This is a genomic window from Cyclobacterium xiamenense, from assembly GCF_900109255.1.
Lineage (GTDB): Bacteria > Bacteroidota > Bacteroidia > Cytophagales > Cyclobacteriaceae > Cyclobacterium > Cyclobacterium xiamenense.
In genome coordinates, this window is record NZ_FNZH01000001.1 from 24,620 (window position 1) to 44,507 (window position 19,888).

The 19,888-nt window shown below is 49.5% G+C and carries 17 protein-coding genes; 13 read left to right on the plus strand and 4 right to left on the minus strand.

Going from position 1 to position 19,888, the window contains the following annotated elements:
• The first annotated feature begins 148 nt into the window (after window positions 1-148).
• The 4 genes from BMW71_RS23635 (at window position 149) to BMW71_RS00070 (ending at window position 3,628) form a co-directional block, all read left to right on the plus strand.
• Window positions 149-295, plus strand: coding sequence for a hypothetical protein (locus BMW71_RS23635; protein ID WP_154856440.1), 147 nt, complete (start codon window positions 149-151; stop codon window positions 293-295).
• Between the two features lie 105 nt (window positions 296-400).
• Entirely contained in the window at window positions 401-1,996 is a 1,596-nt protein-coding gene (locus BMW71_RS00060) for a M81 family metallopeptidase (RefSeq protein ID WP_092167800.1), read from the plus strand.
• Between the two features lie 361 nt (window positions 1,997-2,357).
• Window positions 2,358-2,942, plus strand: a complete 585-nt coding sequence (locus BMW71_RS00065; protein WP_143057506.1) for a hypothetical protein — start codon at window positions 2,358-2,360, stop codon at window positions 2,940-2,942.
• The gene (locus BMW71_RS00070; protein WP_092167805.1) at window positions 2,942-3,628 is read left to right on the plus strand and encodes a DUF2490 domain-containing protein; all 687 of its coding nucleotides are present in this window, start codon (window positions 2,942-2,944) and stop codon (window positions 3,626-3,628) included. Before BMW71_RS00065 ends, BMW71_RS00070 begins: the two co-directional genes overlap by 1 nt.
• A 49-nt stretch (window positions 3,629-3,677) precedes the next feature.
• Here the strand turns inward: BMW71_RS00070 and BMW71_RS00075 are convergent, their stop codons facing one another.
• Window positions 3,678-4,139: a hypothetical protein gene (locus tag BMW71_RS00075; protein WP_092167808.1), complete on the minus strand. Its 462-nt coding sequence runs from the start codon at window positions 4,137-4,139 to the stop codon at window positions 3,678-3,680.
• Window positions 4,140-4,331: 192 nt separating this feature from the next.
• On the opposite strand from BMW71_RS00075, the gene BMW71_RS00080 reads away from it, so the two are divergent.
• The gene (locus tag BMW71_RS00080) at window positions 4,332-4,532 is read left to right on the plus strand and encodes a hypothetical protein (protein ID WP_092167810.1); all 201 of its coding nucleotides are present in this window, start codon (window positions 4,332-4,334) and stop codon (window positions 4,530-4,532) included.
• 144 nt (window positions 4,533-4,676) lie between these two features.
• Here BMW71_RS00080 and BMW71_RS00085 read toward each other — a convergent pair whose 3' ends face one another.
• Window positions 4,677-6,077, minus strand: a complete 1,401-nt coding sequence (locus BMW71_RS00085) for a transglutaminase-like domain-containing protein (protein ID WP_092167813.1) — start codon at window positions 6,075-6,077, stop codon at window positions 4,677-4,679.
• A gap of 265 nt (window positions 6,078-6,342) precedes the next feature.
• On the opposite strand from BMW71_RS00085, the gene BMW71_RS00090 reads away from it, so the two are divergent.
• Genes BMW71_RS00090 through xylA form a run of 3 tightly spaced genes read left to right on the plus strand, consistent with a single transcriptional unit; the run spans window position 6,343 to window position 10,850 of the window.
• A complete protein-coding gene (locus BMW71_RS00090) occupies window positions 6,343-7,986 on the plus strand; it encodes a sodium/sugar symporter (protein WP_092167815.1) in 1,644 nt (547 codons plus the stop codon).
• Between the two features lie 22 nt (window positions 7,987-8,008).
• Window positions 8,009-9,502, plus strand: coding sequence for a xylulokinase (locus BMW71_RS00095; RefSeq protein ID WP_092167818.1), 1,494 nt, complete (start codon window positions 8,009-8,011; stop codon window positions 9,500-9,502).
• Window positions 9,503-9,536: 34 nt separating this feature from the next.
• On the plus strand, window positions 9,537-10,850 hold the full coding sequence (gene xylA / locus BMW71_RS00100) for a xylose isomerase (RefSeq protein ID WP_092167821.1): 1,314 nt from the start codon (window positions 9,537-9,539) through the stop codon (window positions 10,848-10,850).
• A 63-nt stretch (window positions 10,851-10,913) separates the two neighbouring features.
• Here xylA and BMW71_RS00105 read toward each other — a convergent pair whose 3' ends face one another.
• Window positions 10,914-12,323 carry a tagaturonate reductase gene (locus BMW71_RS00105; protein WP_092167823.1) on the minus strand — a complete coding sequence of 470 codons (1,410 nt, stop codon included), beginning with the start codon at window positions 12,321-12,323 and terminating at the stop codon, window positions 10,914-10,916.
• Window positions 12,324-12,362: 39 nt separating this feature from the next.
• Complete coding sequence (locus tag BMW71_RS00110) at window positions 12,363-13,391, minus strand: LacI family DNA-binding transcriptional regulator (RefSeq protein WP_092167826.1); 1,029 nt, start codon at window positions 13,389-13,391, stop codon at window positions 12,363-12,365.
• 258 nt (window positions 13,392-13,649) lie between these two features.
• Between BMW71_RS00110 and BMW71_RS00115 the strand changes: the two genes are divergently transcribed.
• Genes BMW71_RS00115 through BMW71_RS00135 form a run of 5 tightly spaced genes read left to right on the plus strand, consistent with a single transcriptional unit; the run spans window position 13,650 to window position 19,844 of the window.
• Window positions 13,650-15,062 (plus strand): putative oxidoreductase C-terminal domain-containing protein, encoded by a 1,413-nt coding sequence (locus BMW71_RS00115; protein WP_092167829.1) that lies wholly within the window; start codon window positions 13,650-13,652, stop codon window positions 15,060-15,062.
• 21 nt (window positions 15,063-15,083) lie between these two features.
• Window positions 15,084-16,352, plus strand: a complete 1,269-nt coding sequence (locus BMW71_RS00120) for a prolyl oligopeptidase family serine peptidase (RefSeq protein WP_092167831.1) — start codon at window positions 15,084-15,086, stop codon at window positions 16,350-16,352.
• Window positions 16,353-16,362: 10 nt separating this feature from the next.
• Entirely contained in the window at window positions 16,363-17,565 is a 1,203-nt protein-coding gene (locus tag BMW71_RS00125) for an alpha/beta hydrolase family protein (protein WP_244891023.1), read from the plus strand.
• A 2-nt stretch (window positions 17,566-17,567) separates the two neighbouring features.
• Entirely contained in the window at window positions 17,568-18,440 is an 873-nt protein-coding gene (locus tag BMW71_RS00130) for a sugar phosphate isomerase/epimerase family protein (RefSeq protein ID WP_092170058.1), read from the plus strand.
• A 30-nt stretch (window positions 18,441-18,470) separates the two neighbouring features.
• Window positions 18,471-19,844, plus strand: coding sequence for a Gfo/Idh/MocA family protein (locus tag BMW71_RS00135; RefSeq protein ID WP_092167837.1), 1,374 nt, complete (start codon window positions 18,471-18,473; stop codon window positions 19,842-19,844).
• Window positions 19,845-19,888 lie beyond the last annotated feature (44 nt).

The following is a 19,888-nucleotide window of genomic DNA, read 5'->3' on the forward strand; positions in this document are numbered from 1 at the left end:
AAAGTAATTTGTAGTTAACAGGCTTAATTTACCCACAAATTGGCACAAAAAGCCAGTTACTTTCATTAGATTGCAAAAAAAAATTGAAGAAACCGTTTTTTTGGTTATTTCATGATTGAAAGCTAGTTTCACCAAATCATTTCTGCTCATGGTTTTTATTTCCGCCTTTTATTCGCTGCTACTTCTGGTCTTTTTTGTGCTGGTTTTCAGGTGGGCCAAAAGGCACAACGACCTGAAGGAAGAGCAAAATCATTTGCTGAGGGAAATCCTCGAGAAACTACCGAAGCAACACTAGTACCGGGATCAGCCGCTCAGGCGATTCCACCGACCTACCGTTTAGAACGCTTGAACCCAATAGTAGCCTGCGTATTTTATCAAGTTATCTGTAATGAATCGAATTATGACCACGAAGCACGCTTTTTTTCACCTACTTTACCTGGCCCTGTACGCGTTGACGTTGGGGGCATGTGGAAGCGGGGATTCCCAAATCCAGGAAAAATCTGCGAATTTACCACGAATTGCCATCGCGGGTTTGGCGATTGAGTCCAGCACTTTTTCACCGGCGGTGACACAAGAGGACGCGTTTCATGCCCGTAGAGGGGATGAGGTGTTTGGGTATTATCCCTTTATGCACGAGGATTCGCTGAATCGTTCCCGGGCCACCTGGTTTCCAACCCTGCGCGGACATGCCATTCCGGGGGGGATCGTGGCTCGCGAGGCCTATGAATCCCTGGTTGGAGAAACCCTCGATCGGCTCCGGGAAAACCTTCCCTACGATGGCCTGTTTTTTGATATCCATGGAGCCATGAGTGTGGTAGGCCTGGATGATCCGGAAGGAGATTTTATCCAACGAGTTCGCGAGGTAGTGGGTACAGAAACCATAATTTCCACTTCCATGGATTTGCATGGCAATGTTTCCTGGCGCCTTGCTGCGCATTCCGATCTCATCACTTGCTACCGGATGGCTCCTCACGAAGATGCCCTGGAATCCAAAAAAAGGGCCGTGGATAATCTATTGGAAAGGTTGGAGTCGGGAATGGGAAAACCAGCCTACAAGGCCTGGATACCGGTTCCCATCCTGCTACCCGGAGAAAAGACCAGCACCCGGGTGGACCCCGGAAAGGCGTTGTATGCGGAGGTGTACCCTGCTGCTGATCAGGAAGGTGTGACCGATGCGGCGATATGGGTGGGCTATGCCTGGGCGGATGAACCCAGAAACCATGCGGTGGTCATGGTGACGGGGGATGATCGGTCTACCGTTACCGAAACGGCGGAAAAACTGGCCGCAAGTTTTTGGGAAAAACGGTTTGCGTTTGAATTCATTGCTCCTACAGCAAGCCTTCGCGAAAGCCTGGACATGGCCATAGCGAGTGATAAAAAGCCATTTATGATCAGCGATATGGGTGATAACCCCACAGCAGGAGGCGCAGGCGATGTGACCTGGACCCTTCGGGAGATTCTAGCCAGGCCTGAGTTCCAATCGCCGGATGGTCCCTCGCTGATCTATGCTTCTATTCCGGGTCCGGAACTGGTGGATGCCGCTCTGGAAGTGGGTGTGGGCGGTCAGGTAACCGCAAAAGTGGGAGCGGCCGTAGACGACCGTTTCTCTCCCCCGATCACTTTGAGTGGAACGGTAACGGCCATCGAACAGGGTGATCAAAATGCGGAAACGGAAGTAGTGGTGGCAGTAGGAAGTGTCCGGGTGATCGTCACCGCAAAGCGCAAACCCTACCATCGGGAAAGTGATTTCACCAATCTGGGGTTAAACCCCCGGGAATCGGATATTGTGGTGGTAAAGATCGGTTACCTCGTTCCAGAACTGTACGACATGCGAGCCGACTGGATCATGGCACTTACCCCGGGAGGTGTCGATCAGGACCTGGAACGCCTGGAGTTTAAGCGAATCAACCGACCCATGTTCCCGTTTGATCCGGAAATGGAAACGCCGGACTTGAGCGCACGCCTGGTGCCGCTTTCTCACGAATATGAGGAATGAAAAGCGGGATGGCAGTGTGCGGTTGGCGTACCGATTCGGATGGGGAAATGCGGTAGTTCGCCCGATGCAATGCGACGGACCGATTTCACCGAACCACATTCGCATTTCATCGTAAGGAAGCGTGGGGGACAATGGACGTGTACACCGCAACGGCTCTTTTCGTAAAAAAAAATTTACCTTGCCTATTTTATGTTGATCGATGATTCTTCCGAAAAAGAGCATCTGTGGGGCAGGCGGGGATCATTCGGTGGTAGTTTCTTTTTGACAGGTAGCGAAAGGCCGAATTGCGCATCCACGCTTCCTTGGGTCGATATATCCGAGGCATGCGCGGGAATCTAACTAAATATGCATGCGACAAACGATGACTTGGATAAGTAGATGGCTGGTCGTTACCGGTCTTGTATGGTTCTCATCCCTTACGTTATATGGGCAGGAGAAAATTGAGCGGGAATTTCGCATCAAGCCCGGGACAGTGCCGGAAGCGGCCAAAGATTGGCTGTACGAGGCGTTTGGATCGCCACGTAAGGTGAAATGGTATGTTGAAGAAACCTCCGGGAAAAGTAGCTATGAGGCCAAGTTTGTGTTCCGAGGAGCGACCCACAGCGTGGAATTTGACCTATCTGGCAGGATAGAAGACATAGAAGTACAAACCACCTGGGAAGCGTTACCCGAATCTACACGGGAGTCAATCGGTAGGTATTTCAATGACACGTTTAAAAAATACCGGATTGAAAAAATTCAGGTACAATACACTGGAGCGCCTGAGGACTTGAAGGATTCGGTGAAAAATTCGGATTTTGTAACAGCAACGACCCGGTACGAAATTGAATTTTACGGCGAAAATGAAACCAGTAAACAACTTTGGGAGGGTCTGTTTGATGAAAACGGAAACTTGCTAAGTCGGAGAGAAATTGCCATACCCTCCACCAATCACCTGTTCTTTTGATGCGGTATATTCTGGTAGTTATTTTTGGGATGATAGTGGGCCATCAGGGCATGGCACAAGGGCGGCTCACCAATCTGGGCTTTTTCCCCGAGCTTCAGGTTCGGGTGAAGGCAAGCGAAAAACTTCGGTTAACGGGTAAAATTGAAAGTCAACACGGCATGGCTTCCTTGCCTGAGGGAAATGAGGCCAGTTGGGCTTACCGGCACGTGCTTACCGATTTTCAAGGGTTTGCGGGTACTTCGATCAACCCATTCGTCTCCCTGACCGGCGGCTACCAATTTCGATTGGATGGCCGAAACAACGACAGCCACCGGACCATCCAGCAGATTTCCTTTTTACAACGTAAAAGTACCTTTCGCCTGGGGCATCGGATTCGAACCGATCAGACGTTCGCAGCCGCAGAGGCAATTGAGTACCGGCTACGGTACCAGCTTTCTGCCGAAATTGCGCTTCAGGGACAGACCGTTGACCCCGGAGAATATTACCTCGTGTTAGCAGATGAGCTCATTTATAGCTATCAGGACCGGGATAGCGGACTGGAAAACCGATTTGTGGCGGCCCTGGGCCATTTGTCGCGAAACAGACAGAAGTTTCAGGTCGGTATCGATCACCGAACCGACCGGTTCTTCGATGCTGCACTGCGGCAGCGCATCTGGTTTAAATTTGGATGGTATCTCACGCTTTAGCAATAGCAATCAGGTAGGGGAAACCACTTCCCACAGGCCTTGCTAGTGGCTAATAGAGGTCCAGGATGGTATAGGTACGGCCATTCATTGAAAAAGAATCTCCTTTCTTTTTGCCTACCATTTCTTTATAGATGGGAGCTTTCCGGGATATGCCGAAAATATTTTCTCCATCAACTTCAAAATTCTCAATGCTCACACTGAGAAAAAAAGTCATTTTATCGGTTTTTACGATGGCTCCCAGCGTAACTTCCTCAAAAAGATTTGTTGCGGTTTTCATTTGCTTTAGAAAATCCAGTTCCTCGATCACAAAATTCAACTCGTCTGCAATGCGGTTGATGACAATTGCGCTTTCGTCTTCCTGTCCTTGTTGGTCGTATTCATACAACTGATCCTGAGTCTGTTGTTCACCTTCTCTGAGTTCCTGAATGCGGTTTCTAAAATCTGCAACAATGGCTTCCTGGTAGCGAATGGCTTGCTCCATCACCTTTTTTTTGTGGGTTAATTTTTCCATTTTTCGGAGTATGGGTTAGTAAATAGTGGGTACTAAAATGGGTTGGTTTGGTATATACGGTTAAAATACGCACAATTTAGCGGGTCTGCAAGTTTGCGTAGGCCACATGCCGGGGTTTTACCCCTTGAAAATTGCATCCTTTTGTAAAAAGTGTAACTTTACAGAGTTGTAAAACCATTAACCAAATAGAAAATGAAATTCTTACACCGTTTGAAATCGACCGTCTTATTACTGATGCTTTTGGGTTTTTTCTTTTCTGCCACCGTTACTTCCTGTGGTAACAAGAAAAGTGAAAGCACCGAAGAGGCAGCGGAACATCCTGAAGGAGATGCCGAGCATCCAGCAGAAGAAGGCGGAGAACATCCTGAAGGCGGAGACGAGCATCCGGAATAACTTTCGGAGTGCCTCCCACCCAATTCATTCCCCATCAATAAGGGGAAGGGCGAGTGACGAATAGAAGCATGCATGATTCCCTCACGGTTGGAATTTTATTCCAAAAGTGACTGGTTCTGCTTGTTTCCGTTCGTCACTTTTTTCTTACTGAAGGCGTGTGAACGAAAAGGAGGACTCGGCTACCGCAGGTTGCCCCCCGATTTCTAGAAGCGGGTAAGCGAGGAAATTAATGGGTCCCGATTCCGGACCGGGAGTTAGTTCCAGGTCTCTTCCTCGACTGAACTCGATCCGGTTAGCAGGGTGCCTGCCGAAGTAGTAGGTAGCCAATGCGGTGTATTTATTGCCTTCGCTGATGTCCAATGGCCACCATTTGCCCTCAGCATAAAATTCTGCCCAGCAATGGTACCCGTCAATTCCGCCTTCGTTCCGATCGGAAGGAATGGCCGCTCCAATGGAAAATCGAGCCGGAATGCCCACGGATCGGGCCAGGGAAATAAACAGCGAATGAAATTCGGTACAATTTCCGGTTTTGGTGTCGCAGGCATAGACGGCATCTCCTTTGCCGTATTCGCCTGATTTCGCGTAGCGCATGTTGTCGATAATGTAATCGTATATTGCGCGGGCTTTCATCAGCTGGCTATCGTTTCTTTTTTCTCCAATCGCTTCCATGGCGATTTCCCGAAACCTACGATCCACCGGCATCAGCCGGTTGGAAGCCAGGTACCGGTCAGCTACCTGCCCGCTTTCTTCGTAGGGACCTTTCTCCTTACGCGATACACGGTAGGTAAGCGCAATTTCCTGCCCGCTGTGTTCGGGATTCAGTTCCATGTACAGGATGGTATTTGCATTGACCGGATCTTCTATCAAACGGTGGGTTCCGGGCACCTGCATGGTTTCTAATTCCACACGTTGGAAGGAATCGCTCACGGCAATAGGAATCCACATCTTTGCATCCGCTGTAAGCTGCGGAACGGTTGCCTTGTAATGAAACTGAAACCGGTCCTCCCCTTCGATTACGCCCATTAATTCGTTGGTTGCCTCTTCAATGGGCAGACGGAACCATGTTTTGTCTTCTTTCTGCTTCCAGCTGTAGAACGGTTTTCCATTGAGTTTGTGTACCGAGGTCTGGGTCACCTCCATTGCCCCGGGTTTTCCCTCCAGAAAAAAATCCACATCGTAGACGTCTCCATTGACATCGGCCAGGTCCACGCAGGCAAAATGGCTATTTGGTCCTAGATTTGACAGGTATTCGGTGTGTACCCGTACCAGTCGCAAACGTAGCAGCTTGTCTTCGTCTCTAACCAGGAAATACCCCTCATTTTCCGCTGTTTTTGCATCGATGTATGCCTTGATTCCGGCCTCTATATCGTTAATCGCAACTTTGGGTACCGATTTACTTGGTGTAACCGACGCTGCATCCACTTCTTCCTTTTGGTTGGATTGGCAGGCTACTGTAAGGATTACCCCAAGCAGAAAGAGCAGTGGAGACCATAGGTACTTGCGGCTGGAAAATAACAAGCGAAAGGTAGACAAATTCGGTTCCATGGGATGCGGAGGTTTGAAAATGGTTAATGTGTCAAAGATACTGTTTTCCTTACAGGTAGCAAGGTCTGCCTCACACAAAGCGGCAGTCAATTGGATTAAACGGTCATTGATTTACAGGAAGGGAACGATCCCAGCATCTTCCACCGCTTCACTTTCTGCATCAATTTAATTTTATAAAAACCTTATTTGACTATATTGCATCTTTAATTTTCCGAATACTACCCAATGAATTGACAAAAGACCAAACCCATTAATCCACTTCTTCATGAATTTCACAGCGTTAGACCTGGCCATCTTCTCAGGTTATTGCCTACTAATCCTATCCATGGGCTACCTGGTGTCCCGGGAAAAAAAGGGACACATAAAAAATTCCAACGACTACTTTCTCGCCTCAAAAGCACTGCCCTGGTGGGCGGTGGGGGCATCCTTGATTGCATCCAATATTTCTGCTGAACAATTTATCGGCATGTCCGGCTCCGGTTTTGCCCTGGGACTGGCCATATCCACTTACGAATGGATGGCCGCTGCCACCTTGATCATTGTGGCAATATTCTTTTTACCGGTTTACCTGAAGGAAGGGATTAGTACCATGCCCCAGTTTTTGTTGCGGCGCTACGATTCACGCGTCAGGACAGTGATGGCGGTTTTCTGGCTGCTGGTCTACGTTTTTGTTAATCTTACGTCGGTGCTGTATTTGGGTGCCTTGAGCCTGGAAACAATTCTTGGCGTACCACTCGTCTATGGGATTGCGGGACTGGCAGTTTTTGCCATGCTGTATTCGATCTATGGAGGGCTAAAAGCCGTAGCCTGGACCGACGTCGTTCAGGTGTTTTTTCTGGTTTTGGGTGGATTAGCCACGACCTACCTTGCCCTATCCATTGTTGGTTCCGGGGACGTGATCGCCGGGTTTACTTCCCTGCTTCGGGAAGCGCCTTCTCATTTTCAAATGATCATCAACGAAGGAGAAATGATGATTCCGGACGGGGCAGGCGGTCAACGAGACGCCTACCTGGATCTTCCCGGAATTAGCGTTCTTATAGGGGGCATGTGGGTAATTAATTTGAATTACTGGGGCTTCAATCAATACATTACCCAACGGGCGCTGGCTGCGAAATCCCTCAACGAAGCCCAAAAGGGAATGGTTTTCGCCGGGTTTTTAAAGTTACTCATGCCGCTGATCGTGGTAATCCCAGGTATTGCAGCCTTTGTTATTGTCAATCAGGGGCTGGATACCAGCTTTATCTCCTCGATGACCGACCCGGAAAGTGGCATCATTAAATCCGACCGGGCTTACCCCACCTTACTGCAACTACTTCCCTCGGGATTGAAAGGTCTGGCCTTTGCTGCCTTGACTGCGGCCATTGTTTCCTCGCTGGCGTCTATGGCCAACAGTACCTCTACCATTTTCACGCTGGACATCTACAAGAGTTTTGTTGACGAAAAGGCATCCGAAAACAAGCAGGTACGGGTAGGAAGAATTACAGCCATTGTTGCTTTCTTCATTGCGGCTATCGTCGCGCCTGCGCTGAGCGAACTAGATCAGGCATTTCAGTACATTCAGGAATATACGGGTTTTGTGTCACCGGGAGTTTTCGCTATTTTTATCTTTGGGTTCTTTTGGAAAAAGGCCACTTCCAATGCGGCACTTACAGCGGCTGCATTGACGATTCCTTTGTCAACGGCGTTTAAATTCCTTACTCCGGGTATTCCGTTTATTGACCGGATGGGACTGGTGTTTCTTATTATTTCGGTGTTAATCATTGGAATCAGCTTGTACGAAGGGAAAGGGAAGGACCATCCCAAAGGAATTGAAATCACCAAAGATCTCTTTGTTACCAGTACGAAGTTTAAGATTGGCGCCATTTTGATTTCGGGAATCATCGCCGCCCTTTACATTGTATTCTGGTAATTATTAACCGATAAAAGCGCACATGAGACGATTATTGATAGGCTATGACCTGGGAAGTTCATCGGTAAAAACCACGCTGCTGGACGCAGACAGCGGTAAGGTCGTGGCTTCCGAAGGGTTGCCCAAGGAAGAAATGACCATTCATGCACCAAAGCCAGACTGGGCCGAACAAGACCCGGAGCTTTGGTGGAAATACATACAGGCCACCACGCTGGAAGTATTGCGGAAGGGCGATGTAAAAACCGGTGAAATCAACGCCATCGGCATTGCCTACCAGATGCATGGGCTGGTGTTGGTGGATAAGGATAGGGAAATCATTCGTCCGGCGATTATCTGGTGCGATAGCCGGGCGGTAGGGATCGGAAGGCAGGCGTTCGAGGAACTGGGAGAAGCATATTGCCTGCAACACCTCCTAAACTCTCCGGGAAATTTCACTGCATCCAAATTGAAATGGGTCAAAGACAATGAACCCCAGGTGTACGAACGCATTTACAAAATCATGCTTCCAGGTGATTTCATTGCCATGAAATTAACCGGGGAAATACAAACCTCCGAAACCGGACTTTCCGAAGGGGTGTTTTGGGATTTTACGACCAATGGTCTCTCCAAACGCTTGCTCGATTACTACGGGCTGGATGCATCCCTGCTTCCGGAGGCGGTTCCTTCCTTTGGAAATCAAGGTAGCCTGTCCGAGACAGCGGCCCGGCAATTGGGATTGGATGCCGGTATACCGGTTACCTACCGGGCTGGGGATCAGCCGAATAATGCGTTTTCGTTGAATGTACTGGAAGAAGGGGAATTGGCGACCACAGCCGGTACTTCGGGCACCGTTTACGGCGTGAGTACGCAGCCGGTATACGATCCGAAGTCTCGGGTCAATACCTTTGTGCATGTCAACCACCGGAAGGAAGATCCCAGGTACGGTGTCCTGCTTTGCGTCAACGGTACCGGTATCCTCAACAGCTGGCTCAAAAAGCTATTGGGAAACGAACAACTCAACTACGAGCAAATGAATCAACTGGCGCAGCAGGTGCCCATTGGAGCCGAAGGACTACGTTTTATTCCTTTTGGTAATGGAGCGGAACGAATCATGGAGAACAAGCAAGTGGGAGCGCATTTATCCCGGCTAAATTTACTCAAACACGATCACCGTCACGTATTGCGGGCCGGACAGGAAGGTATCGTTTCGGCCCTTACCTATGGCTTTCAAATCATGAAGAACATGGGGCTAAACCTCAAAACAGTGAAAGCAGGAAAAGCCAATATGTTTTTAAGTCCGCTCTTCCGGGAAGCTTTTGTCAACATGAACGAGGTCTCCCTGGAATTGTACGATACCGATGGCGCCCAGGGTGCTGCCCGGGGTGCAGGAATTGGTCGGGGCATTTACGCCAATGCTGCCGAAGCCTTTGAGGGCTTGGAGCGACTTCAAGTGGTGGAGCCTGAGCAAGAAAAACGCGAAGCATACCGGGAGGTATTTCAACGCTGGGAGCAGAGCCTGCATCAGCTAATCAAATAATACGAATTTTAAATATCTTAACCTATAGTTTACCATGTCAAAAACATTTTTCCCCAGTATCGAAAAAATCAAATTTGAAGGCAGGGATTCTAAAAACCCGTTAGCTTTCCGCTTTTACGACGAAAACCGGATCATTAACGGGAAAACCATGAAGGATCACTTTCGCTTTGCCATTGCGTACTGGCATAGCTTCTGCGCGACCGGCAACGATCCTTTCGGACCAGGTACCATGGTCCGGGAATGGGACAAAGCCGCTGACCCGATCCAGCGGGCCAAGGACAAAATGGATGCCGCTTTTGAATTTATCAGCAAGCTTGGCGTCTCTTTTTACTGTTTTCACGATGTAGATCTGATCGACGAGGGCGATGACATCGCTACCTATGAAAAGCACATGGAGGCCATCGTGGACTATGCAAAACAGAAACAACAGGAAACCGGAATCAAACTGCTTTGGGGCACAGCCAATGTGTTCAGCCATCCCCGTTATATGAACGGGGCGGCCACCAATCCGGATTTTAATGTGCTGAGCCGGGCGGCTACGCAGATCAAAAACGCCATTGATGCCACCATTGAGCTGGGTGGAGAAAATTACGTTTTCTGGGGTGGCCGCGAGGGCTACATGTCCCTGTTGAATACCGATATGAAACGTGAGACGGAACACCTGGCGCAGTTTTTAGGCATGGCCAGAGACTATGGACGCAAGCAGGGATTCAAAGGAACCTTCCTCATCGAGCCGAAACCCATGGAGCCAACCAAACACCAGTACGACTACGATGCGGCCACGGTAGTCGGTTTTTTGCGTCATTACGGATTGGAAAAGGATTTCAAACTTAACATCGAAGTTAATCACGCCACGCTAGCGGGCCATACCTTTCAGCACGAACTGCAGGTCGCTCAGGATGCCGGTTTGCTTGGAAGCATCGATGCGAACCGAGGCGATTACCAAAACGGATGGGATACCGATCAGTTTGCCATCAATTTGCAGGAATTAACAGAAGCCATGTTGGTATTGTTGCAAGGTCCCGGTTTCACTACAGGTGGGGTGAATTTTGATGCCAAGATTCGCAGAAACTCCACCGATCTGGAGGATTTGTTTCACGCCCATGTGGGCAGCATGGATGCATTTGCCAGAAGCTTGTTGATTGCCAACGAGATCATGGAAAAATCCGATTACCAATTGCTGCGAAAAAGAAGGTATGCTTCCTACGATAGCGGTAAAGGCAAAGACTTTGAAATGGGTAAACTTAGTCTGGAGGATCTGAGAGCCCATGCGCTGGAAATCGGCGAACCAGAGATGATCAGCGGCAAGCAAGAGATGTACGAAAATATCCTGAATCAATACATTTGATGCATCGCTTTCGGGCTAAAAAAAGGCTTCCCTTACCCGGGGAAGCCTTTTTTTGGTTGCCTGTCATTCTGCTGCAAGCAGGGCTTTTACTTCTTTTATAAGCAGTTCGCTAAGGCCGGGAACGAGGTTCAAATCCTGGTCCCAAAGGTCGATTCTGGAAAGCACGCTGCCCACGAGGTCCTCCGGCGTCTTAATCTTCCAAAGCTGATCGAAATAGTGCAGGTTTTCTTCCCGATCCCGCAGTGGAATGGGGGCTCCCTTGTAATGCCCCCGGTAAAACACCAGTAGTGCTGCAAAGGATTTACACAGGTGAAGGGGTAACTTACCTTCGGTGATGGCGTACTCCAATAAGGAGGGGAGCACCCGTACCTTCCACTTGGCGATGGAATTCAGAGAAATATCGATTAGTTTGTGTTTGATAAACGGGTTTTTGAATCGATCCAACACATCGTGGGCAAAGGGTACCACCAGATCGCTGGACAAATTCATGGAGGGGATGATTTCGTCAAAAATGGTGGATTCCATAAAACGTCCGGTTTCAGGATCGTCCAATACTTCTTTGACCAGTCGCTTTCCCTGGAGGTACCCCATCGGCACCATGCAGGTATGGGCCCCGTTCAGGATCCGGACTTTTCGGGTGCGAAAGGGGCTTAGATCCTTCACCAGAATTACCTTTAAGCCCAGTTTTTCAGCAGGAAAGACCTCGGGAAGCCAGTCCGGCCCCTCGATTGCCCAAAAATGAAAAGGCTCCGCCACCACCAGTTGCTCGTCGCGAAAACCAAGCGTTTCCTGTATCTGGGCGGCCGATTCGACGGGGTAGCCCGGCACGATGCGGTCCACCAGGGTGTTGCAAAAGTGATTGTGTGCTTCCAGCCAGTTTTCAAAGGCTACGGGCAGCTCCCAAAGCCGGGCATAGCGCAGGACATTTTCTTTGAGCTTATCGCCATTGTTTTCTACCAGCTCGCATGGCAAATGCACCAGTCCTTTGTTAGGATCGCCCTTAAAGTGCGAAAACCGTTGGTACAACAGGGCAGTCAGCTTTCCTGGGAAGGCTTCGGGGGTTAGGGTGCGGTCTTTGTCTTTTTCGTCGAAATAGATGCCCGCTTCTGTGGTATTGGAGAAAACAAAGGCCAGGTCAGGTTCATTGCCCAAAGCCAGAAATGCCGGGTAATCAACGAACGGATTAATGGCCCCCCGGACGCATTGGATCAACCGGTTTTCTTCGATGGTTTGGCCTTTTTGGAAGCCACGCGTGAGCAGGTGATACAAGCCATCCTGGGCATTTATGCCGGCAGCGGGCTTGCGGCTGTGCACCTGTACCATTTGGATGTCTCCATTAAATGCCGTCTTTTCATTAAGTAGATCAACCATCCAATCTGCAAAGCCCCTTAAAAAATTACCTGTACCAAATTGCACGATTTTTAAAGGTCTCGGTGGGAGGGTAGGAATGTTTTTTCTGTGTAATGGTTTCATAAGTAAGTTGAAATATACGAATGTGATTTAACGTTGGAATTAGCTAATTCTGCTAGAAGAAGAGCGGATGATCAGGTTGGCATCCAGGGTTTTTTTGACCATGGCTTTTGGCTTTCCATCGTCCGCGATCATCTCAAAAAAGAGGGCAGCAGAAGTCTGTCCCATGGCAATGGCTTTCTGATCGACGGTGCTGAGGGCCGGTTCGGTAAATTCAGTAAAGGGCTCGTTGCTAAATCCGATCAGTCCCACTTCTTGAGGGATTTTTACCTGAATCTTTTTTAGCTCCTGCAAGGCACCCACGATCGCGTAGTCACTGGCCGAAAAGATGGCATCGAATCCAAGGCCCTGTTCCAATAGAAACCGGGTGCTTTCTTGCCCTCCGTCCAATTGCATGTTGCTTTCCACAACCAATCGTTCATCAAAAGGTATACCATAGTCCCGCAAAGCCTGGCTGTAGCCCCGCAGTCTTTCCAGATAGATCTTGATTTTCATGTGACTGGTAAAATGGGCAATGTGCCGGTAACCCTGGTCCAGCAGGTGATGCGTGGCCTGGTAAGCCGAGGCAAAATCATCAATTACCACCTGATTTACCGTTAACTCATCCGTGGTCCGGTCAAAAAACACCAGGGGGATTCCTTTTTGAAGGACGGCATCAAAATGGGCGTAGCTATGGGTGTTTTTTCCCAGCGATACCATGATGCCGTCTACCCGGGCGTCCAGCAGCGCGTCGATGGTTTCTACTTCCTTCCGGTAATCGTCGTAGGATTGGCTGATCATTACTTTGTAATCCCGTGCGTTGGCGTATTCTTCGATGCCCCGGACGATGGAAGAGAAAAAATTACGATTGATAGTAGGAACAATGATGCCAATAAGTTTGCTCTTTCCATGGCGCAGCGCCGCGGCGATGCGGTTTGGCTTGTAGTTGATAGCTTTAGCCGCTTCCAGCACCATCTTCTTTGTCGCCGGACTTATTCGGGGATGGTTATTCAATGCCCGGGAAACCGTAGATGCGGTTACCCCGATCTCCATGGCAATGTCATGAATCGTAATCTTTTCTTTTTTTTTCATTAGCGCGCTTCGGAAAAGCGAAAATTAGAAAACAGTCGTATTGCCGTTTAAAATGAATAATAAGGAAATAATCCAGCAAATGCAATCGATTGCGCTAATATATGTTTTATTCTTTTGCGATATTCTTTATCTTTAGTCCATTATTCAGTTCGGTGCCGTTTTCGACGTAGATTCGGCGCTTGTCATCCATTTCTGTCAAAAAAATCGGTTAAACAAACTACAACCATTACTAATCCATACATTTCTAAAAATCGCTCTATGAAGTTCAATAGTAAATTTTGGTCACCTGTCGCTGCCTCAATTTTACTTTTATCCATCGCATGTACCAACGAAAAAAATGTGGAAGAAGAAGTGAAAACAACCTTTTCTGGTGAGAAAAATGAAATCAAACTGCTCACACTCGACCCCGGGCATTTTCACGCACACCTCGTGAAAAAATCCATGTACGAGCAGGTAGACCCCAAAGTCCATGTCTATGCCCCTGATGGGCCGGAACTAGTAGCCTACCTTCAGGCCATCGAAAGCTTCAATACCCGTGAAGAGAATCCCACCTCCTGGGAATTGGATGTTTACAAAGGAGACGATTTCCTGGAACGCATGATTCGGGAACGGAAAGGAAATGTCATGGTGACGGCGGGCAATAACCGGGAAAAGACCGCGAATATCAAAGCCACGGTAGATGCCGGCTTTCACGTGCTGGCAGACAAACCCATGGCCATTGATGTGGCTGGTTTTGAATTGCTGAAGGAGGCCTTTGCCTCGGCTGAGGAAAATAACGTATTGCTCTACGATATCATGACGGAGCGATTTGAGATTTCCACCATTCTTCAGCGAGAATTTTCCATGATTCCCGAAGTGTTTGGCACGTTGGTGGAAGGCAGTCTGGACGATCCGGCCATCACCAAAGAAAGCGTACACCACTTTTTCAAGCAGGTTTCGGGCAAACCCCTTATTCGTCCAGCCTGGTTTTACGACGTAAACCAGCAGGGTAATGGCATTGTGGACGTCACGACGCACCTTGTAGACCTGGTACAGTGGGAGAGTTTTCCTGAAAAAATCATCAATTACGAGACCGATATCGAAATGCTGGAGGCCGAACGATGGACTACCGACCTGACCCTCGAACAGTTTTCCCGCTCAACGGGGCTGGATGCGTATCCCGCTTACCTGCAAAATGTGGTGGAGGACGATACCCTGAAGGTCTACGGCAATGGAGAAATAAGCTACAAGATCAACGGCATTCATGCCAAAGTATCAGTAATCTGGAACTATATCGCTCCGGAAGGCTCTGCAGATACCCACTATTCCATCATGAGAGGTACCAAATCCAACCTGATAATCCGCCAGGATGCCGAACAGGATTATATAACCGAACTGTACATCGAACCGGTTGAAGGCGTAGATACCGAAGCTTTCGAAAGTACCGTGCAGGAACAAGTACAGCAACTATCAGGTAGATTTGCAGGCTTGGACGTGGTGAAGGTGCCGGGTAAGGCTTCCTGGAGGATCGTTATCCCACAGGCATTTCGAACCAGCCATGAAGATCATTTCCGGGAGGTGACCGAGGCCTATATTCGGTACCTCACTGCCGGTAAATTACCCGATTGGGAAGTACCCAACATGCTGGCAAAATACTACGTAACCACTCAGGGCCTGGAACTCGCGAAATAAACCACCTTACGGTATCCGGTAATGGAAAACGAGCGAAGAGATTTTATCAAAAAAGCGGGACTTGCTGGCGCAAGTCTGGCGGCGGGGTTTTCCCTACCGAGCGCATCAAATGCCGAACCTACGCCCGCCTCGGACAGTCGGTATCGGGCAGAGCAAAGTATCATCGGCCCTTACGGCCCCTGGTTGGACCGGGTCATGAGTCGGGAACTACCCTCCCTTTCATTCCGAAACGATTCCTTTACCGATTTATCCGAATGGAAAACCCTCGCCCTCTCCCGTACCCGGGAACGGTTGGGCATCCCCGTCCTCGGTGAGCGTCCACGTGTGACGGTCCATGACTCCCACACGTACGATGGTCTGCGGATAGAGGAAGTATCCTGGCAACTTCCCTATGGACGACCCACCAAAGCATTGGTTTTGAAACCGGAAAATGCGGAGGGCAGGTTGCCGGGCATTTTGGCTTTTCACGACCACGGTGGAAATAAATATTTTGGTTGGAGAAAAATCACCAAAACAGGAAAAGAACAGCACCCGCTGATGAAATCGCATCAGGAGCATTACTACGAAGGAATGGCTTGGGCCAATGAGGTAGCCAAAAGGGGCTATGTGGTCATGGTTTCCGATGCATTCACCTTTGCCAGTCGGCGGGTAATGCTGGAGGATGTTCCCGAAAATCAGCGTTCGGGCCTGAACGATAGCGATCCGGAAAATCCCACGTCCATCGAGGCGTATAACCAATGGGCAGGGGCGCACGAACACGTGATGGCAAAATCCCTGTTTTGTGGGGGGACTACCTGGCCGGGCGTTTTCTTTGCGGAGGATCAAATGGCCCTGGATATCCTGGCGTCCCGCCCCGATGTGGACGAAAGCCGCCTGGGTTGTGGGGGATTGTCCGGTGGAGGGCTGCGGACGGTGATGATGGCAGGGCTGGATGCGCGCATCCGCTGTGCCGTGTGTGTAGGGTTTATGAGTACCTGGACCGACTTCCTTTTGCACAAATCCTTCACCCATACCTGGATGACCTACGTACCCAGGTTGCCGGAAGAGCTTGATTTTCCGGAAATACTAGGTTTGCGGGTTCCCCTTCCAACGCTGGTTTTAAATGACGAGCAAGACCAATTGTATACCCTTCCCGAAATGAAAAAAGCAGATGCAATCCTACAGCGTATCTACGAGAAGGTCGGCGCTTCCGATCGATACAAGGCATCGTATTATCCCGGACCTCACAAATTTGATCAACCCATGCAGCAGGAAGCCTTTGCCTGGTGGGACAAATGGCTTAAAAACTAACCCAATTCCTATGAAACATCAGTCAATGTACCGAACTACCGGTTTATGGGCCATACTCTTTTCCTGTTTGCTTGTGCCGTTTTCCGCGGCAGTTTCCCAAACCGAAGCCTCCGACATGCTTTGCGTGGGCGCACACTGGACCGAAGAAGAGGGCGCGGCTTTTCTTCAAACCATGCGGGAAGCCTACCCTTCCGAAAAAGCCTGGGATAGGCGGGCAAAAGCCATTCGAAAACAACTATTGCAAGGGACCGGCTTGACAAAAATGCCCAAAAAGACCCCACTGAATCCTGTTTTAGGGGAAGTGCGGGTATACGATGGGTATAAGGTGCAAAACGTAGCCTTTGAAAGCTTGCCGGGGGTATACGTGACAGGAAGTATTTACCAACCAACTGACCCGGAAGGAAAATTACCCGGAATTCTGAGTCCGCACGGACATTGGGACCAGGAAGGGGAGGTTGGTCGATACCGGGCAGATGCACAGAAACGATTTGCTTCAATGGCAAGGATGGGAGCACTGGTAGTTGCTTACGATGCCATTGGGTACGGACAGCAAAAGGAACTCGGATGGGAACACCGGGCTGACGGTGAAATCCTTAAGCTACAGTTGTGGAACAGCATCCGAAGTGTGGATTTTATACTCTCACTGGGTGCTGACCCCGAGCGCCTGGCAGTAACCGGAGCCTCGGGGGGAGGAACTCAATCCTTTCTACTCGCCGCGGTGGACGACCGGATAGATGTTTCCGCCCCGGTTGTCATGGTTTCGGCCCATTTTTTTGGTGGCTGCGTGTGTGAAAGCGGTATGCCGATTCACCGGTCCAAAGACTTTCAAACCAATAACGTGGAAATAGCTGCACTGGTCGCTCCCAAGCCTTTACTGCTGGTGTCGGTGGGTGGGGATTGGACCAAAAACACCCCCGAAGTAGAATACCCACACCTGCAATACATTTACGAACTGAAGGGCAAGCCCGAACAGGTACAGAATGTACACATACCGGAGGATAACCACGGTTACGATGCCAAAAAACGGCAGGCCGTTTATCCCTTTCTTGCCAAACACCTGGGCTTGGATCTGTCTAAAGCGTTGCATGCCGATGGAAGTCTCAACGAAGAAAAAGTGGTACTGGAACCGCAACAAGCCTTGTATCCCTTCGACGCAGGTAATCCCTTTCCAGAAGACGGAATCACCTCTATCTTTCACGTAAAATGGGATTAATCATGGGTGAAAAATCTACCGAAAGACGTGAATTCATCAAACGGACGTTGATCTCTGGACTTGTGCTGAGCGGCCTGTCGTCCTGGTATCCCAAAAGCACACCCATGAAATTTGGTTTGGTGACGTATTTATGGGGAAAAGACTGGGCTTTGCCCGAACTCATAGCTACCTGTGAGAAAACCGGGTATGCGGGTGTGGAATTGCGGACGGAACACGCCCACGGGGTGGAAGCATCGCTTAGCAAAAAAGAACGAAGGGAAGTACGCAAGCAGTTTGAAGATAGCTCGGTCACCTGCATCGGGTACGGTAGCAACTTTGAATTTCATAGCCCGGATCCGGCCGTGCTGGTAGCAAACCTGCAGCAGACCAAGACCTATATTCAGTTATGCCAGGATATCGGTGCTACCGGGATCAAGGTAAAACCCAACACCCTTCCCGAGGGCGTGTCCCGGGAGAAAACCATCGCTCAAATTGCCAAATCATTTAACGAGATAGGCGCGTTTGCAGCCGACCACGGCCAATTGATCCGGGTAGAGGTGCACGGAAAAATCACCCAGCAATTGCCGGTGATGAAGGCGATTTTCGATCAAGTTACCTCTTCGAACGTGAAAATTTGCTGGAATAGCAACGATACCGATCTGATGGAACCCGGCCTTGAAGCCAATTTTGCATTGGTGCAAGACCGATTGGGGGATACCACGCATGTGCGGGCGTTTAATGAAAATACCTATCCCTATCAGCAACTTTTCCGCCTGTTGGATCGGGCAGGATACCGGGGTTGGATTTTACTGGAAGCGCACAGCAATCCCCTGGATAAAATCGCATCCATGATCGAGCAGAAAGGTATGGTCGAGAATTTTATGAAGAAACTATAAGTAGTACAAAAAATAAACCGAAAATTACGCATGACTGAACGAAGAGAATTTATTAAAAAGAGCCTGCTGGGCAGTGCAGGCATTGCCATGGCAGGGATAACCATGAGTGCAAAGTCCTACGGTAATATCCTGGGAGCCAACGAGCGAATGCATTTGGCAATAATTGGGATACGCGGTCAGGGAACCAACCATATCAACCAATTTTGTAAATTGAAAGAAAGCCGCAACGTGGTGATCAAAACCCTTTGTGATACCGACGAAAATACCTGGGCAGAAAAAGTAAAGCTGGTCAACGATCGGGTAGGGGACAAGCCCGGAACGGCCTACGACATGCGGACGGTTTTTGAAGATCCGGACATTGACGCCGTATCTTTCGCTACTCCAAACCATTGGCATGCCCTGGGTACCATTTGGGCCTGTCAGGCGGGGAAGCACATTTATGTAGAAAAACCTGCCAGCCACAATGTGTTTGAAGGACGGAAGATGATCGAAGCCGCCCGAAAGTACAACCGCATCGTGCAGGTGGGTTTCCAAAACCGATCCATTCAGAATGTGATGGAAGCCATGAAGTTCTTGCACGATGGAAACATTGGGGATGTATACATGGCCCGGGGACTTTGTTACAAGCCTAGAAATTCCTTTGGAATCGCGCGAGACAGTGCGCCACCGGCCGGCTTGCACTACGACCTCTGGTTAGGCCCTGCTCCCTACCGGGCGTACAATGAGAAAAAAGGCCACTACAACTGGCACTGGCACTGGGATACCGGCAACGGTGATACCGGAAACCAGGGACCCCATCAATTTGATATCGCCCGATGGGGGTTGAATAAAAACGAACACCCCGTATCCGTTTTTTCCACCGGTGGAATTTATGGCATGACTCCTCAGGAATGCTCCCAGGAAACACCCAATACGCAGACTTCTCTATTTAAATACGACGATGGTAAGGTGTTGGAATTTGAAACCCGGGGCAGGTATACCCACGGAGAGTCCAGCCTGGGAATCAAAATTGGAAACATGTTCTACGGAACCGACGGCTACCTGGAACTCGATGGGAGCACTTGGAAAGCCTTTAGAAAAGACGAAAAAGAACCCTTCGCCGGCTCGCAAACAGCGACGGCTGAAGGATCTGCTGGTTCAAACGTCTTGGCAGCACCCGGTGGTGCGGAGCATTATGCCAACTTTCTGGATGCCATCCGTGACGGCAAAAAGGAAAGCTTGCATTGCGATATCCGGGAGGGCTACTACTCCTCCGCTTTACCGCTGATCGCAAACATTTCCTACCGATTGGGAAGAGAACTGAAGTTCATGGGAGAATACGAGAAGTTCGCCAACGATACCGAGGCAGACACACTGCTGACCCGACCCAGCCGTCCACCCTACGTGATTCCCGATCAGGTTTAATCCAAGACCGGGTAGCGTAACTGGTCAACAAAAGGCAAAAGGGA

What these genes read in the sequence shown, in the direction of transcription:
- BMW71_RS23635 (WP_154856440.1), top strand. Translation starts at nt 149, where the DNA reads ATGGTTTTTATTTCCGCCTTTTATTCGCTGCTACTTCTGGTCTTTTTT.
- BMW71_RS00060 (WP_092167800.1), top strand. Translation starts at nt 401, where the DNA reads ATGACCACGAAGCACGCTTTTTTTCACCTACTTTACCTGGCCCTGTAC.
- BMW71_RS00065 (WP_143057506.1), top strand. Translation starts at nt 2,358, where the DNA reads ATGACTTGGATAAGTAGATGGCTGGTCGTTACCGGTCTTGTATGGTTC.
- BMW71_RS00070 (WP_092167805.1), top strand. Translation starts at nt 2,942, where the DNA reads ATGCGGTATATTCTGGTAGTTATTTTTGGGATGATAGTGGGCCATCAG.
- BMW71_RS00075 (WP_092167808.1), bottom strand. Translation starts at nt 4,139, where the DNA reads ATGGAAAAATTAACCCACAAAAAAAAGGTGATGGAGCAAGCCATTCGC.
- BMW71_RS00080 (WP_092167810.1), top strand. Translation starts at nt 4,332, where the DNA reads ATGAAATTCTTACACCGTTTGAAATCGACCGTCTTATTACTGATGCTT.
- BMW71_RS00085 (WP_092167813.1), bottom strand. Translation starts at nt 6,077, where the DNA reads ATGGAACCGAATTTGTCTACCTTTCGCTTGTTATTTTCCAGCCGCAAG.
- BMW71_RS00090 (WP_092167815.1), top strand. Translation starts at nt 6,343, where the DNA reads ATGAATTTCACAGCGTTAGACCTGGCCATCTTCTCAGGTTATTGCCTA.
- BMW71_RS00095 (WP_092167818.1), top strand. Translation starts at nt 8,009, where the DNA reads ATGAGACGATTATTGATAGGCTATGACCTGGGAAGTTCATCGGTAAAA.
- xylA (WP_092167821.1), top strand. Translation starts at nt 9,537, where the DNA reads ATGTCAAAAACATTTTTCCCCAGTATCGAAAAAATCAAATTTGAAGGC.
- BMW71_RS00105 (WP_092167823.1), bottom strand. Translation starts at nt 12,323, where the DNA reads ATGAAACCATTACACAGAAAAAACATTCCTACCCTCCCACCGAGACCT.
- BMW71_RS00110 (WP_092167826.1), bottom strand. Translation starts at nt 13,391, where the DNA reads ATGAAAAAAAAAGAAAAGATTACGATTCATGACATTGCCATGGAGATC.
- BMW71_RS00115 (WP_092167829.1), top strand. Translation starts at nt 13,650, where the DNA reads ATGAAGTTCAATAGTAAATTTTGGTCACCTGTCGCTGCCTCAATTTTA.
- BMW71_RS00120 (WP_092167831.1), top strand. Translation starts at nt 15,084, where the DNA reads ATGGAAAACGAGCGAAGAGATTTTATCAAAAAAGCGGGACTTGCTGGC.
- BMW71_RS00125 (WP_244891023.1), top strand. Translation starts at nt 16,363, where the DNA reads ATGAAACATCAGTCAATGTACCGAACTACCGGTTTATGGGCCATACTC.
- BMW71_RS00130 (WP_092170058.1), top strand. Translation starts at nt 17,568, where the DNA reads ATGGGTGAAAAATCTACCGAAAGACGTGAATTCATCAAACGGACGTTG.
- BMW71_RS00135 (WP_092167837.1), top strand. Translation starts at nt 18,471, where the DNA reads ATGACTGAACGAAGAGAATTTATTAAAAAGAGCCTGCTGGGCAGTGCA.